Source organism: Aliiruegeria lutimaris (assembly GCF_900099935.1).
Classification (GTDB): domain Bacteria; phylum Pseudomonadota; class Alphaproteobacteria; order Rhodobacterales; family Rhodobacteraceae; genus Tropicimonas; species Tropicimonas lutimaris.
On record NZ_FNEK01000007.1, the window covers coordinates 99,466 to 114,236 of the forward strand.

The window sequence follows — 14,771 nt, forward strand, 5'->3', positions numbered from 1 at the left end:
ATCATGACCAAGATTCTTGTGACAGGCGGTGCGGGTTATATCGGCTCGCATGCCTGCAAGGTGTTGGCCCGCGAGGGCTATACCCCGATTACCTTCGACAATATCTCCACCGGCTGGGAAGACGCGGTGCAGTTCGGCCCGTTTGAGAGGGGCGACTTGCTGGATCGGGAACGGCTCGACGAGGTCTTTGCCAAGCACAAGCCCGAAGCGATCATGCATTTCGCCGCCCTGAGCCAGGTGGGCGAGTCGATGCAGGTGCCGGGCTGGTACTGGCGCTCCAATGTCGGCGGGGCGGCGAATCTGTGCGAAGCGGCGGTCGAAGCGGGCTGTGAGAAGTTCATCTTCTCTTCCACCTGCGCCACCTATGGCGATCAGGACGGTGTGGTTCTGGACGAGAATTCCAAGCAGATGCCGATCAACGCCTATGGTGCCTCCAAGCGCGCCATCGAGGATATCCTGGACAATTTCGAAGCCAGTTTCGGCATGAAGCGGGTGATCTATCGCTATTTCAATGTCGCGGGTGGCGATGAGGAAGCGCAGGTCGGCGAGTTCCACCGTCCCGAGACCCACCTGATCCCGCTGGTTCTGGACGCAATCGACGGGCGTCGGCCCAAGCTGACCATCTATGGCACCGACTATGACACGCCGGACGGGACCTGCATCCGGGACTATGTACACGTGATGGACCTGGTCGAGGCGCATGTTCTGGGCTTGAAATGGCTGGAATCCGGCAAGCAGAGCCGTGAGTTCAACCTTGGCACCGGAACCGGCTTTTCGGTACGCGAGGTGATGGATGCGGCCGGGCAGGTTACGAACCGCCCCGTTCCCTATGACGAGGGGCCGCGGCGGGCGGGTGACGCCACCCGGCTTGTGTCCGGTTCCAGCCGGGCGATCGACGAGCTGGGCTGGAAGCCGCGCCGTTCGACCATGCCGCAGATGATCGAGGATGCCTGGCGCTGGCACCAAACCGGCCATTACGAGAAGTGAGCAGCGCCCCGGAGGGAGTGTTCTCGAACTTTCGGGATTCAATTCGCCTGCGCTGGAAGCGGCGCAGGCTGCTTTGGCGCTCCTTCCGTGCGCGGCACCAGTTGAGCGTCGTCATCAACCGCACGAAGGCTATTCGAACCGGAGACATCCTCGGCTTCTCGACCCTTCGCAACGAGATGGACCGCCTGCCTGCCTTCCTTGCGCATAACCGCGCGTTGGGCGTGTCGCATTTCCTGATCGTCGATAATGGCAGCGATGACGGATCGGCGGAATACCTCTCCGAGCAAGGCAACGTTTCCCTTTGGCGCACGGGGGCGAGTTACAAGAAATCGCGTTTCGGCGTGGATTGGCTGACATGGCTGCAAATGCGCTATGGCCACGGCCATTGGTGCCTGACCGTCGATGCCGATGAATTGCTGCTGATCCCGCATTGGCCGGAACGGACCCTCGCAGATCTGGTTGGATGGCTGGAGGCGCGCGGTCGCGTTGCCTTCGGCGCTCTGATGCTCGACCTTTATCCGCGAGGTGCGGTCGGCGGGAGCGTCCATGTGCCGGGGGAGGATCCGCTCAGGAACCTTCGTTATTTCGATGCCGGGCCCTATCGGACGCGGCGCAAGCTGCCGGAGTGGAACCTCTGGGTGCAGGGCGGCGTGCGGGACCGGCTGTTTTTCCCGGATCGGCCCGAACGGGCGCCGACACTCAACAAGCTGCCGCTGGTGCGCTGGAAACGGCACTATGCCTATCGCAATTCCACGCACTCGATCCTGCCGCGGCAGTTGAATCTTGCCTATGAGGGGCCGGGCGACGCCGGACCTTGCGGCGTGCTCCTGCACACGAAGTTCCTGCCCTCCATCGTGTCCCGCTCGGTGGAGGAGAAAGCCCGGCAGGAGCATTTCGGCGCGCCGGGGCACTATGACAGTTATTACGATGCGATTTCGGGCAACCCGGATCTGTGGTGTCCGGACTCGGTCGAGCTTCACGATTGGAAGCAACTGGAAGCCCTGGGCCTGATGGCGACCGGGGACTGGCGTTAGCACTTGTGATGCGATTGCGTGACGTCGCCTCGTAGAAGCAGCACAGTGGATTCGCTCCAGTTTACCCGCGTCGCGGGATTGCCTATTCTTTTCCAAAGACTTTCATGAGGCCGACGCCAGATCGTGCAAAGAGCATTTCCGAACCATTCAGACCGCGCGCCGGCCGGACCGAGGCAAGGCGTTCTTAACCTTGGCGCGCGAAAGTCCGCGCGAAGAGGAAGAGGTCAGATGCCGGGAGCGATGCGATGAGCCTTCTGCAATCCTACCGGATGCGCCTGCGGCGCAAGCGGTACCGGCTGCGTGCGCTGCGCAAGAGCTTCGAATTGCGCAAGGTTTCGGACCGGACAGCGAGTATTGGCCCGCAGGACGTGTTGGTTTTCGTCACCCTGCGGAATGAACGCCTGCGCCTGCCCTATTTCCTCGACTATTATCGCAAGATCGGCGCAGGGCACTTCCTGATCGTCGATAATGGCAGCGACGATGGTGGGCGCGAATACCTCGCCGAGCAGGATGATGTTTCGCTGTGGACGACACCGGCGAGCTACAAGGCGTCCCGCTATGGTGTGGACTGGCTGAACCACCTGATGCGGCGCCATGGGCACGGGCATTGGACGCTGGTTGTCGATCCCGACGAGTTCTTCATCTACCCGTTCTGCGACACCCGCCCCGTGCAGGCGTTGACCGACTGGCTCGATGCCTGCGGGCAGCGCAGTTTCGGGGCGATGCTGATCGACCTCTACCCCAAGGGGCAGCTGGATGCCGAGTCCTACCAGGAGGGGCAGAACCCGATGGAGATCGCCAACTGGTTCGACAGCGGCAATTACACCATCACCCGCAATCCGCTCTACCATAACCTGTGGATTCAGGGCGGGCCACGGGCGCGGGCCTTCTTTGCCGACAAGCCGAAAGCCGCGCCCTCGCTGAACAAGATCCCTTTGGTGAAATGGCGGAAGAATTACGTCTACGTGCAGTCCACCCATATGCTGCTGCCGCGCGGGCTGAACCACGTCTATGACCGGCAGGGGGGCGAGATGACCTCCGGCGCGCTGCTGCATGCGAAATTCCTCAACACGTTGGAGCAGAAGGCCGAAGAGGAACTCCAGCGCGGCGAGCATTATGCCGGCAGCCGGGAATACCGCGCCTATGCCGAGCATCTGAAGGACAGGACGGTGCTGTGGAACCGCTGGTCCGAGAAATACATCAACTGGCGGCAGCTTGAGATCCTCGGGCTGATGTCGAAGGGGAACTGGGCATGAGCGTCGGCTACGTGATGCTGGTTCACACCGCGCTGGATCGCGCGACGCAGGTAGCACGGCACTGGGCCCAGAGCGGCTGCCCGGTGGTGATCCATGCCGACGCGAAGGTTCCCGATGCGGAATTCATTCCCTTCCGGGACTCTCTGAAGGATCTGCAAAACGTAATCTTCGCCGAGCGCCGGCAGAGATGTGAATGGGGCACCTGGGGCATCGTCGGCGCAACGATCGATGCGGCCGCGCAGATGTTGGAGGCGTATCCGGATCTCGGCCATGTCTATCTCGCCTCGGGCTCCTGCCTGCCGCTGCGCCCGGTGCCCGAGCTGGTCGCCTATCTTGCCGAGCGGCCGCGCACCGATTTCATCGAGTCGGTGACCATTGAAGACGTTCGTTGGTCCAAGGGCGGTTTCGATCACGAGCGGTTCGCGCTGCGTTTCCCGTTTTCCTTCAAGCGAAAGCGTTTCCTGTTCGACCATTTCGTGGAGTTTCAGCGAAAGCTCGGCGTGAAGCGGCACCTGCCCGAAGGCCTGGTGCCGCATCTGGGGTCACAATGGTGGTGCCTGAGCCGCCGGACGCTTGACGCGATCCTGAACGATCCGCGCCGCGCGGAGTATGACCGCTTCTTCCGCAATGTCTGGATCCCGGACGAGAGCTATTTCCAGAGCCTTGCGCGGCTGCATTCGCAACGGATCGAAAGCCGCTCGCTGACTCTGTCGAAATTCGACCACCAGGGCAAGCCGCACACCTTCTATGACGATCATCTGCAATTGCTGCGCCGCTCCGATTGTTTCGTCGCGCGCAAGATCTGGCCTCGGGCGGAACGGCTCTATTCGAGCTTCCTGTCCAACGACCCGTCGGTAACCAAGAATGCGGAGCCAAGCCCTGGCAAAATCGACCGTCTGTTCGCCAAGGCCTCCGAGACCCGCCTGCAGGGGCGACCGGGCCTGTACATGCAGAGCCGGTTCCCGGCGCAGGAGCGCGACAATGCCCGTTCCGCCGGGCCCTATTCGGTCTTCGAAGGATTCGACCACCTGTTTGAGAATTTCGAGTCCTGGCTGGGCAAGGTCACCGGTTGCCGGGTGCATGGCCATCTGTACAGCCCCGGGCGGGTCGAGTTCGCAGCCGGGGAAAAGGTCTTCAACGGCGGTCTGTCGGACAGCGCGTCGCTCAGGGACTACAATCCCTGCGGTTTTCTCACCAATCTTGTCTGGAACACGCGCGGTGAACGACAATGCCTGATGTTCGGCCCGCAGGACAACCAGCATCCCGAAGGCTTCATGGCCAGCGATCCGAATGCGCAGATATCGGTGATTACCGGGGCTTGGGCCATTGGCCTCTACCGCACCAACATAACCTCCGAGGTTGTCCGCAAGGAAGCCGCACGGCTTCAGCGTATCGAGCAGGCGCATGTGGAGGTCCTGCGGTCGCGCTGGGCCAAGGCGCGGATCCGGATCTGGAACCTCGCCGAGTTTATCGAGGCCCCGATGGACAACCTGCAGGAGATCCTCGACGAGATCAGCCTGCACGGGCCGCGCCGGCTGACCGAAGTGCCGCGCCTGGCGGATCTGTCCGGCTTCGGGCGCTTCCTGCAACAGCTCAAGAATGACGGGATGAACCTGCATATGGCCGGCGATTTTCCCGCGGGGCACGCACCGGCGCCGCTGAACCCGCAAGCCCGCCCTTATCTGGTGAGGTGAGACGATGGCGCGTTTCGACGGATTTGTCCTTCTGGCGGAGATGCGCACCGGCTCGAACCATCTCGAAGAGAGCCTGAACCAGTTCGACGGGCTGCACTGCCTCGGCGAGGTGTTCAATCCCGATTTCGTGGGGCATCACGACAGCCAGGAATTGTTCGGCATGGACCGGGCAGCGCGGGATGCCGACCCGTTGGAGATGATGAGACGTGTTTTCGAGCAGGCCGATGGGATTGGCGGGTTTCGCTTTTTTCACGATCATGATCCGGCGGTGCTCGATGCCGTTCTGTCTGAGCCGAGGGTCGCCAAGATCCACCTGACGCGGAACCCGCTCGATGCCTATGTCTCGCTGAAAATCGCCAACGCGACGGGGCAATGGCGGCTGACCAATGAACGGCACCGGAAAACAGCCAAGATCCGTTTTGAGCCGGCCGAGTTCGAAGCGGTGCTGGCACGTCGCCGCCGACACGAGGTGCATATCGCCCGAGTTCTGCAGACCACAGGGCAGGCATCGTTTCAGCTTTCCTTCGAGCAGATCGGCGACGTGGAGATCCTGAACGGGCTGGCGCGCTATCTTGGGCTAAATCAGCAGATTTCCATGGTTTCGGGCCGCCTGAAACGGCAGAACCCGGCACCCTTGAGCGACAAGGTCGAGAATTTCGAGGAGATGCAGGCGGCGTTGGCCGGGATGAATCTCGACGGGTTGGTGCAGGCGGGCGCGAGCGAGCCACGGCACGGCGCAGCAGTTCCGGCTTTCCTTGTCTCAGAGGCAGCGCCGCTTCTGTTCATGCCGGTCAAGGGCGGGCCGACCGAGGCAGTCGCGCGCTGGCTGGCCGCGTTCGGCGGTGTTCAGAGCGGATTTACCCGCAAGACCCTCCGCCAATGGAAGAACCGCAACAAGGATGCGCGCAGTTTCACCATCGTTTCGCACCCGGTGGAGCGAGCCCATGCCGTGTTCGAACGCTATGTGCTCGATTGTGGCCCGGGCAGTTTCGCGCATATCCGCGCGCGGCTCCGGGCCGATCATGGTTTGCCGATCCCGGACGGCGCGGCGGATGAAACCTACACAGCCCGGGAACGGCGAACCGCGTTTCTCGGCTATCTAGAGGTGGTGAAAAAAACGCTGTCGGGGCAGACGGCGCTTCGATCCGACCCGGCGTTTTCGAGCCAGGAGGCGCTGCTGCAAGGCCTGTCCGAAGTGCTTCCCATCGATATGATCATCCGGGCGGAGCAAATCGCGCTCGGCTTGTCGCAAGCGGCGCAGCAAGCGGGACTGGCAGAAATACCGGATGCGCCGTCCGCCGAACTGGACGGGCACGCTGCATTGGCAGAGATCTATGATGACGAGGTCGAGGCGGCGGTAAGGTCGGCGTATAACCGGGACTTCATGGCCTTCGGTTTCCGGCGCTGGGACGCCTGAGGGCGCGGGTCAGGCGGCCTGCGGTGCCAGCCCTTCGGTCAGAACCGTGTGCAGGGTTGTCGGATTGTCATTCGCACGCAGCTTCGCGCAGACCTTCGGGTCGCGCATCGTCCGGGAGATCAGGGCCAAGGCCTTAAGATGCTCCACGCCCGAATTCTCGGGCGCGAAAAGGGCAAAGACAAGATCGACCGGCTGCCGGTCGACCGCCTTGAAATCGAGCGCACGCTCCAGCTTGAAGAAGACGCCGGTGACCTTGGAAGCATCCAGAAGGCGGGCATGGGGCAGCGCAATGCCGTGGCCCACGCCCGTCGGGCCAAGGCTCTCCCGTTCAAGGAGCGCCTCGGCGGCCTGAAGCCCATCGATGGAATAGGCGGCCTCGGCGATTTCCCCGAGGCGCTGGAACAGCCGTTTCTTGCTGCTTGCCTCGGAAATAACCTTAACTGCCTCGGGCTTCAGAATGCTCGAAAGATCCATCTTCTTTCCAATTGCCTTGGCTTACGCCTCGGGCCGGATCAATTCCCTGTTTTCGGGTCGATCCAACCGATGTTTCCGTCGTCACGCCGGTAGACCACGTTGACGGCGCTCGTTCCTTCCGGGCGGAAAATCAGAACCGGTGCGCCGGCGAGCTCCATCTGCATGACGGCCTCACCCACGGACAAGCTGGGGATCTGTGTCTCCATCTCCGCAATGATCATCGGCTGAAGCGTCTCGGGTTCCTGTTCCTCAACGCCCGCGTCAGATCCGGCGAGGATATACGAGGCTGCGCCGAAGACTTCAACCGGCTCCTTGCGGTCTTTGTAGTGGTCCTTCAGGCGACGCTTGTAACGGCGAAGCTGTTTTTCGAGCTTCTCGCGGCAATCGTCGAAGGCGGCATAGATCTCGCTGGCGCGCCCACTCGCCTGTGCGTTCAGGCCGGTCGAAAGATGGACCGTCGTCTCGCACATGTATTCGTGGCCGCGCCGGGAAAAGATCACCTGGGAATCCGTGGGCCGATCCGAATACTTCGCCACGGCTTCGCCGAGCTCCGATTTTACATGGGTCGTGAGGGATTCCCCAATATCGATCTGGTGACCGCTGATCTGATAGCGCATCTCGCCTCCATGAGGTTGAAGTTAGGGGTTCGTCCAGCAAACGCTTTCCGAACCCGGTTGAAAAGCCGAAATTTCGTGAATGCGAAGAGAAGTGTGGAAATTGCCCGACACATTGCTCAAGCGCACCTGGCGGAGCTCGGCATGGGGCGGAATTCTGACGGTATGCTTTTGCATTTTTCCTATTTGGCGACGCTTCGCCCCGCTCTGTCAACGCCTTGCTGGCAAGGAATCGCTGCGAAGCTGTCCCCCCAAGCGGACGACGCAATGGTGCCGCCGTCCATGATCCGTGTCAAATCATACGGATAGCGTGAAAGATGTGTCCAAGGGGGCGCAGGGGCTCAGCCGATGCGGAAATTCTGACCGAGATAGACCCGGCGCACATTCTCGTCGCGCACGACGTCTTCCGCCGTGCCGCTCATCAGGACCTGCCCGTCGTGCAGGATATAGGCCCGATCCACGATCTCCAGCGTTTCACGGACATTGTGGTCGGTGATCAGAACGCCGATCCCGCGGTTCTTCAGATCGGTCACGAGGTGACGGATGTCGCCGACCGAGATTGGGTCGACGCCAGCAAAGGGTTCATCGAGCAACAGGTATTTCGGCTTGGCAGCGAGGCAGCGGGCTATCTCGACCCGTCGGCGTTCGCCGCCCGAGAGCGACAGCGCGGAGGCGCGGCGCAGATGGTCGATGCCAAATTCCGAGAGCAGGTTTTCGAGCCGTTCCCGCCGCTTGTGACGGTCGCGCTCGGTGATCTCGAGAATCGCCATGATATTATCCTCGACCGACAGGCCGCGGAAAATCGAGACTTCCTGTGGGAGGTAGCCGATCCCGTAGCGGGCGCGGCGATACATGGGCAGGGTGGTCACATCCCGCCCGTCGATCTGCACGAGGCCGGATTCGGGCGTGAGAAGCCCGGCGATGGAATAGAAACAGGTGGTCTTTCCGGAGCCGTTCGGGCCGAGCAGGGCCACGACCTCGCCACGCTGCAATTCCAGTGTCACGTCATGGATAACAGGGCGTCGGCGATAGCTCTTGCGCAATTGGACGACTTGCAACCCGCTGGAACCGGGAGCGATCGATAAGCCGCGTCCGTCCCTGTTCATTCGGTTTTTTCCGGCTCGCTTTCGGGGTTGAACAGCACCCGCACCCGGCCTTCCATCTGGCCAACACCGGTTTCGAGTTGTACGGTCAGCTTTTCGCCGGCCATCGTGTTCTCGCCCTGCGTCACCAGGACATCGCCCGTCATGACGACCACGCCAGATTCGACCGTGTAGACGGCATCGTCGCCCTCCGCGGCTTCGACCCCGTTCAGAAGGGTGACATTACCGATTGCGTGGACCCACTGGATCTCGGTGTCGCCTGCGGCGTTCTCGGCATATTCTACGTCGACCACGTCGCCGAAGAGCTTCATCAGCCCTTGCGTGACGACAACATTTCCGGTGAATTTCGCTTTGCCTTCAGAGCGTTGAACGTCCAGCTGGTCGGCGACGACTTCCACTGGCGCGGAGCTGTCATGTTCCGGGTTTCCAAAACCGACTTCCGTACCTTGGGCCGCGGCCGACAGGGCGACAAGGGACAGGGCAATTCCGAGCAGGGAAGTTCTCAAAGACACAGACCGCTACACCTTACTGAGTTTGCGGCGTGTATATCACTTTAACACCGTCCTTGAAAACCACGGTTACCTTCTCTTCCGTTCCTTCCGCCGTCTGTTGCGAGCTTACTTCCATTCGGCCGGCCTCGATTGTTCCCAACGGGCCTTCGCCGCGGACAGGTCCGGGGCTTTCGATATCCGTGCGATCGACCGCGGAAATCAGTTGATCGGTGAAGAGATTGTAGCCGGAAGATGTCTCGATCCGCACGTTTCCCTGAAGAATCGTGCGCGATTCCGCCGAAAATACCGTTCCTGCGTCTGACCAGATATTGATAGTTTCGCCATCCGTCTCCTGCAGGATTCCGTGAACCCCCACTGCGTCCACGACGTTGTAATCCCCGTCGCGCGGGGTCGCTTCCTTCGCGGTGACCACCACGTGCTGGCCCTCGTCGGTCACGCTGGTAAAGACAGGGTCCGCCACCGTTTGCACGCTCGCCAGTTCCTTGAGGGCAATCTTGGAATAGGGAAGCGTTCCGCGATGCTCCTTGAAGCGTGCGACGAGGAACACGGAAGACAACAATACAAGCGCAGATAGCGGCAGGATGATCTTCAACCATCCGACGATTCGCGAGTGCAGGTTATCGTGTGAAGCCATGACGTTACACGATCCCTGCCCGCAGGCAGTCGTGAATATGGAGAACCCCGACGACGTCCTTCGTGGTCTCGCCCGCGACGACGAAAAGGCAGGTGATCTTGCGTGCATTCATTTCCGCGACGGCCTCTTCGGCGAGGGCCTCGGGCAGAATGACCTTTGGATTCCGGGTCATGACGGCCGCGGCGGACATGTTTAGCAAACCCTGCATATGTCGCCGAAGGTCGCCATCGGTGATAACACCATGCAGGTGCCCGCTTTCGTCGGTGACACCGACCACGCCGAAGCCCTTCTGGGTCATGACCAGCAAGGTATCCGACATGGGGGTTTCCGGCCGCACCAGTGGCAGCGCATCTCCGCCGTGCATCAGGTCGCGGACGCTGGACAATTGGGCGCCAAGGCTGCCCCCGGGATGGAAGTCGCGGAAATCCTCCGGCGTGAACTTGCGATGCTCCATGAGCGCGATGGCGATGGCGTCGCCAAGCGCCAATGTCATCGTTGTCGATGTGGTCGGGACAATTCCGGTGGCGCAGGCTTCCGGAGCCTGCGGCAATAGCAACGCAACGTCGGAGCGGTTGAGAAGCGTGCTTCCGGCTCGGCTGGCGATGCCGATAAGCGGGATCTGGAATCGGCGGGTATAGGCGATCATGTCCGCCAGTTCCGGCGTTTCACCGGAATTGGACAGCAGGAGCGCAACATCTCCCGCCGCCATCATGCCGAGATCCCCGTGGCTGGCCTCCGCCGGGTGGACGAAATGGGCCGGGGTTCCGGTCGAGGCAAAAGTGGCCGCCAGCTTGCGGGCGATATGGCCCGATTTCCCCATTCCGGAGACGATCACACGCCCCCGGGCCTGCAGGATCAGATTCACGGCCTCGGCAAATCCAGGGCCAAGCGACTCGTCGAGCATGCGCAGCGCCGCGGCTTCGCGTTGGATCACGCGGTGGCCGGTCGTCAGAAGTGCGGCGTCGTCTGAGGAAACCAGCATCGGATCAATGGGCAAAGATATCGATCTCGGGCCACCCGGCCAGATCGAGTTTGGCGCGGGTCGGCAGGAAGTCGAAACAGGCCTTCGCGATGTCGCTTCGGCCTTCGCGCTCCAGCCGGCGGTCCAGCTCCTCGCGCAGGCGATGCAGGTAGAGAACGTCCGAGGCCGCGTACTCCTTCTGAGCAATCGTGAGATGCGCCGCGCCCCAGTCGCTGGACTGCTGCTGCTTCGAGATATCGATTTCGATCAGTTCCTGGCACAGGTTTCGCAGTCCGTGGCGATCCGTGTAGGTCCGCACGAGTTTCGACGCGATCTTGGTGCAGTAGACCGGCGCCGCCAGCGCGCCGAAGCTGTTATACAGCGCCGCGATGTCGAACCGGCCAAAATGGAACAGTTTCAATACTTTGGGGTTGGTCAGCATGCGTGCGAGATTCGGAGCCTCGGTCTGGCCCTTGCTGACCTGAACGAGATGCGCGTTGCCGTCTCCTCCAGAAAGCTGCACCAGGCAAAGCCGGTCCCGATGTGGATTCAGCCCCATCGTTTCGCAGTCGATTGCGACGACGGATCCAAGATCCAGATCGTCCGGAAGGTCGTTCTGATAGAGGTAGATGGCCATTTCGGGGCCCTTACTATTAAGGATCTGGGCTCAAATACGGGGTCCGTCGGGTAAATTCAATGGGCGGGGTCGGACGCATGCCGGTCGTTCCTGCACGATCTTCCACGCGCGCTGAGTCACTCCGTGAAAAAATCGGGCGTGCTTAACAGTCGGTTAGTCCTGGGCGTCGTAACCATCGAAGAGAAAGCTCAACGGAGATTCCCGATGGCGGACGAATCCAAAACGCCAGCCAACGAGGCGGCGCCAAAGAAAAAAGGAATATTGCCGATCCTGATCGGGCTCGTACTTTCTATCGGGCTCGGGGCTGGCGGATTCTTCGCGGCGTATTCCGGAATGCTGAACGGCTTGCTGGGCGGCAGCCAGAACGCGGCTCACGCCGCTACGGACGCACACTCAACCGAAATCGCGGAGGTGGCATTCGTGCCCATCGAACCGATACTGATATCGCTTCCGGGCGGCGATACTCCGCGCCATCTGCGGTTCCGGGCCCATATCGAGACCATTCCTGCGCATCAAAAAGCAGTGGCCGATATCATGCCGCGGATCATGGATGTTCTGAACGGCTATCTGCGCGCGGTTGCTACCGAAGACCTCGAGCGGCCCATGGCCCTGTTTCGCCTGCGAGCGCAGATGCTCCGGCGGATACGGCTCGTCGCGGATCAACGCGAGATTCGCGATCTCTTGGTCACAGAGTTCGTACTTAACTAGGAGAACGGGATGAACCTGATTGCAGATCTTCTCCTGATTGCTGGAGCTGTCGGCGCCGCTTTCTACTGTTTCGTGCTGTCACGGCGTCTAAACCGCTTCACGAATCTCGAAGGTGGAATGGGGGGCGCCGTGGCCGTGCTGTCCGTCCAGGTCGATGAGATGACCAAGGCACTTGAGACAGCGCAGAGAACGTCAAGGGACTCGGCACAATCGCTGCGCGACTTGACCGAACGGGCCGAAGCGGCGGCATCTCGGATTGAGTTGGTCCTCGCCTCCATGCATGACCTCGAAGAGCCAGAGGGGCTTTCGCATTTACCCCGATCAAACAGGGGTGCTGTCCGCAGGAATCGCCGAGCACGCCTGGAATCCGAAAACGGTGCGCTGGAATGAAAAGAAAAGACCGTCGCAAAACGCGCTCCGGACGCGGCGCGCTGGTTACGATCGGGGCACTTTTCCTGATCTCCGGCATGATCCGGCTCGCCGATGGGACAGGCGCGGCCATTGCCAGCGAAGTCGAAGCCCTTTCGGCTTCCAGTAGCGCCCCTTCCATAGACTTGGCCGACGCGAATGACACGCCCGAATGTGTGACCAACGAAGGCGTCAATCAAGTCACCGCGCGCCTGCGAGAGCGCCGAGCGCAGCTTGACGAAAGAGAAGAAAAGATCGCGCGACGCATGGCAGAGCTTGAGGAGGCAGAAATGTCCCTGCAGACCAATCTCGAAACGGTAAAAGCCGCCGAGGAAGCGCTCAGGGCCACGATCTCCCTCGCTGACGGGGCTGCCGACCGTGACATCGAGACCCTGATTGCAGTTTACGAAAAGATGAAGCCGAGGGACGTATCGGTCGTGTTCGAAGCGATGGACCCAAGTTTCGCGGCCGGATTCCTGGCTAGGATGCGTCCCGAGTCAGCCGCATCCGTGATGGCCGGCCTGTCGGCTCAAAAGGCCTATACGGTCAGCATTCTGCTCGCCGGGCGCAACATGGATGTTCCCCAGAATTGAAATCGCGAATCTCGGCGACATTGCCAACTGAAAAGGCAAATGCCGCCGTGGAGAGCCCCGAAGTCGGAGAGATCGCATGGTCGGAATTATAGGCGTCATCGTGATTTTTGTGATGGTGTTTGGAGGTTATATTGCCGCCGGCGGCAAAATGGCGATCATCCTTAAATCGCTGCCTTACGAAATGACAATGATCGGAGGGGCGGCCGTGGGTGCCTTTGTAATATCCAACGACGTCCATGCGATCAAAAAAACTCTTAAAGATATCAGAAAGGTTTTTAAGGGACCACAATGGAAACCGGAAGATTACCGAGATCTACTGTGCCTCTTATTCGAGCTCATTCGATTGGCGCGCCAAAACCCTGTAGGTCTGGAAGAGCACATTGAAAATCCTTCCGAATCCTCGATATTTGAAAACTATCCGCGTATCTTGTCGGATACCGAGGCAATTGACCTGATATGTAATACATTGAGATCGGCGTCCATGAACTATGACGATCCACACCAGGTCGAAGAAGTTCTCGAAAAAAGAATGGACTCGAACCAGGAATCGGCGCTCCATTCGAGCCACGCATTGCAGACAATGGCGGATGGGTTGCCTGCGCTCGGAATTGTGGCCGCAGTGCTTGGCGTCATCAAAACAATGGGGTCGATCGATCAACCGCCGGAGATCTTGGGAAAGCTCATCGGGGGAGCGCTTGTTGGCACGTTTCTCGGTGTGTTTCTCGCCTACGGTTTGGTCGGACCCTTCGCTACAAAGGTCAAAGACGTGACAATGGAAGATAGTCACTTCTATAGGTTGATCAGAGAAGTGCTGGTTGCCAACCTCCATAGTCACGCAACTAATATCTGTATAGAAGTAGGCCGGCAAAACACCCCGAGCCATATACGACCAAGCTTCTCAGAACTTGAAGAAGCACTAAAAAATACAAAGCAACGTGAAGCGGCATGAATCGAGTACTTTTCTCTCTGTTTCTTTTCTGGGCTGCTTCCGCGTGCGCCGCTGAAAACGTTATTGTATACTCCGGGGAACATGAGGCATTTACACGAGTCGTTCTCTCCTTCAAAGGGGACGTCAGTTGGAAAAAAGAGAGACCGAGGACGGATACGAATTAACGTTCAATCGAAAGAATCTCGAAGTCAACACCAGTGCGGTATTTGACAAGATTCCCAGAAAAAGACTTCAAGAAATACGGTTTTACCCGGATAGATCGAAGCTAAACTTGGTTGTGGGTCCCAAGGTGGATCTAGGGGAGTTTCTCTTAGTTGATCGAACATTGGTACTGGACTTCAAAGACAGCGTCTTGGAGCATGTCTCGGAAGCATCCGAAAATTCAGATAGTCCGGCGGAAACATTTCCGCTCGGTCGACCAGATTTGATCGATCCAGTATTATCGTTTCGTTTTGGGGAACCTAGTCACCTGGAACTGTAGTTCGTATCATTGATCCGAGTGATTTCGGGGGGATGATATGGTTGGCCGGGTTGCAGACGAGGTGATTCTGAGTGCCGATGAGCGCAGCTTTCTCGAGGCTCAGATCCGACGGCACAAGGCTCCGCGCTCGCTGTCGGACCGGTGTCGGATGATCCTGCTCTGTGCGGAGGGGCTTCAAAGCAAGGAGGTCGGTGCGCGACTTGGGGTGCATGAGCACACGGTGGGCAAGTGGCGCAGGCGGTTCGTGAAGGACCGGATCGAGGGTCTGACCGACGAATATCGCCCTGGAAGGCCCCGCACGGTATCGGA

Annotated in this window: 17 protein-coding genes; 10 read left to right on the forward strand and 7 right to left on the reverse strand. The window is 60.0% G+C overall.

Annotation, left to right across the window (positions count from 1 at the left end; all coding sequences use genetic code 11):
• Positions 1-3 precede the first annotated feature (3 nt).
• From galE to BLR85_RS05390, 5 genes are all read left to right on the forward strand, one after another.
• Entirely contained in the window at positions 4-987 is a 984-nt protein-coding gene (gene galE, locus BLR85_RS05370) for a UDP-glucose 4-epimerase GalE (protein ID WP_093151106.1), read from the forward strand.
• Positions 984-2,021, forward strand: coding sequence for a glycosyltransferase family 2 protein (locus BLR85_RS05375; protein ID WP_244520607.1), 1,038 nt, complete (start codon positions 984-986; stop codon positions 2,019-2,021). The genes galE and BLR85_RS05375 overlap by 4 nt, the downstream gene beginning before the upstream one ends.
• A gap of 269 nt (positions 2,022-2,290) precedes the next feature.
• Positions 2,291-3,277, forward strand: a complete 987-nt coding sequence (locus BLR85_RS05380; protein ID WP_093151182.1) for a glycosyltransferase family 2 protein — start codon at positions 2,291-2,293, stop codon at positions 3,275-3,277.
• Positions 3,274-4,971: a DUF5927 domain-containing protein gene (locus BLR85_RS05385; RefSeq protein ID WP_093151114.1), complete on the forward strand. Its 1,698-nt coding sequence runs from the start codon at positions 3,274-3,276 to the stop codon at positions 4,969-4,971. Before BLR85_RS05380 ends, BLR85_RS05385 begins: the two co-directional genes overlap by 4 nt.
• A gap of 4 nt (positions 4,972-4,975) precedes the next feature.
• The gene (locus BLR85_RS05390; protein WP_093151118.1) at positions 4,976-6,388 is read left to right on the forward strand and encodes a hypothetical protein; all 1,413 of its coding nucleotides are present in this window, start codon (positions 4,976-4,978) and stop codon (positions 6,386-6,388) included.
• 9 nt (positions 6,389-6,397) lie between these two features.
• Here BLR85_RS05390 and BLR85_RS05395 read toward each other — a convergent pair whose 3' ends face one another.
• From BLR85_RS05395 to BLR85_RS05425, 7 genes are all read right to left on the reverse strand, one after another.
• A complete protein-coding gene (locus BLR85_RS05395) occupies positions 6,398-6,862 on the reverse strand; it encodes a PTS sugar transporter subunit IIA (protein ID WP_093151122.1) in 465 nt (154 codons plus the stop codon).
• 38 nt (positions 6,863-6,900) lie between these two features.
• On the reverse strand, positions 6,901-7,479 hold the full coding sequence (hpf, locus tag BLR85_RS05400) for a ribosome hibernation-promoting factor, HPF/YfiA family (protein WP_093151128.1): 579 nt from the start codon (positions 7,477-7,479) through the stop codon (positions 6,901-6,903).
• Positions 7,480-7,817: 338 nt separating this feature from the next.
• Entirely contained in the window at positions 7,818-8,582 is a 765-nt protein-coding gene (gene lptB / locus BLR85_RS05405) for an LPS export ABC transporter ATP-binding protein (RefSeq protein ID WP_093151132.1), read from the reverse strand.
• A complete protein-coding gene (locus tag BLR85_RS05410) occupies positions 8,579-9,091 on the reverse strand; it encodes an LptA/OstA family protein (protein ID WP_342028772.1) in 513 nt (170 codons plus the stop codon). Before BLR85_RS05410 ends, lptB begins: the two co-directional genes overlap by 4 nt.
• Before the next feature lie 13 nt (positions 9,092-9,104).
• A complete protein-coding gene (gene lptC / locus BLR85_RS05415; protein ID WP_093151141.1) occupies positions 9,105-9,725 on the reverse strand; it encodes an LPS export ABC transporter periplasmic protein LptC in 621 nt (206 codons plus the stop codon).
• A gap of 4 nt (positions 9,726-9,729) precedes the next feature.
• Entirely contained in the window at positions 9,730-10,707 is a 978-nt protein-coding gene (locus BLR85_RS05420) for a KpsF/GutQ family sugar-phosphate isomerase (protein ID WP_093151144.1), read from the reverse strand.
• A 4-nt stretch (positions 10,708-10,711) separates the two neighbouring features.
• Positions 10,712-11,323 carry a ribonuclease D gene (locus BLR85_RS05425; protein ID WP_093151149.1) on the reverse strand — a complete coding sequence of 204 codons (612 nt, stop codon included), beginning with the start codon at positions 11,321-11,323 and terminating at the stop codon, positions 10,712-10,714.
• 204 nt (positions 11,324-11,527) lie between these two features.
• Between BLR85_RS05425 and BLR85_RS05430 the strand changes: the two genes are divergently transcribed.
• The 5 genes from BLR85_RS05430 to BLR85_RS05450 all read left to right on the forward strand — a co-directional run.
• Positions 11,528-12,031, forward strand: coding sequence for a flagellar basal body-associated FliL family protein (locus BLR85_RS05430; protein ID WP_093151152.1), 504 nt, complete (start codon positions 11,528-11,530; stop codon positions 12,029-12,031).
• A 9-nt stretch (positions 12,032-12,040) separates the two neighbouring features.
• Positions 12,041-12,421, forward strand: coding sequence for a hypothetical protein (locus tag BLR85_RS05435; RefSeq protein ID WP_093151158.1), 381 nt, complete (start codon positions 12,041-12,043; stop codon positions 12,419-12,421).
• Positions 12,418-13,032 carry a MotE family protein gene (locus BLR85_RS05440; RefSeq protein ID WP_093151162.1) on the forward strand — a complete coding sequence of 205 codons (615 nt, stop codon included), beginning with the start codon at positions 12,418-12,420 and terminating at the stop codon, positions 13,030-13,032. Before BLR85_RS05435 ends, BLR85_RS05440 begins: the two co-directional genes overlap by 4 nt.
• Before the next feature lie 76 nt (positions 13,033-13,108).
• Positions 13,109-13,981 (forward strand): flagellar motor stator protein MotA, encoded by an 873-nt coding sequence (motA, locus tag BLR85_RS05445; protein ID WP_093151167.1) that lies wholly within the window; start codon positions 13,109-13,111, stop codon positions 13,979-13,981.
• Between the two features lie 518 nt (positions 13,982-14,499).
• Positions 14,500-14,771 (forward strand): helix-turn-helix domain-containing protein (locus tag BLR85_RS05450; protein ID WP_139188310.1); only part of this gene is annotated, 272 nt, incomplete at its 3' end.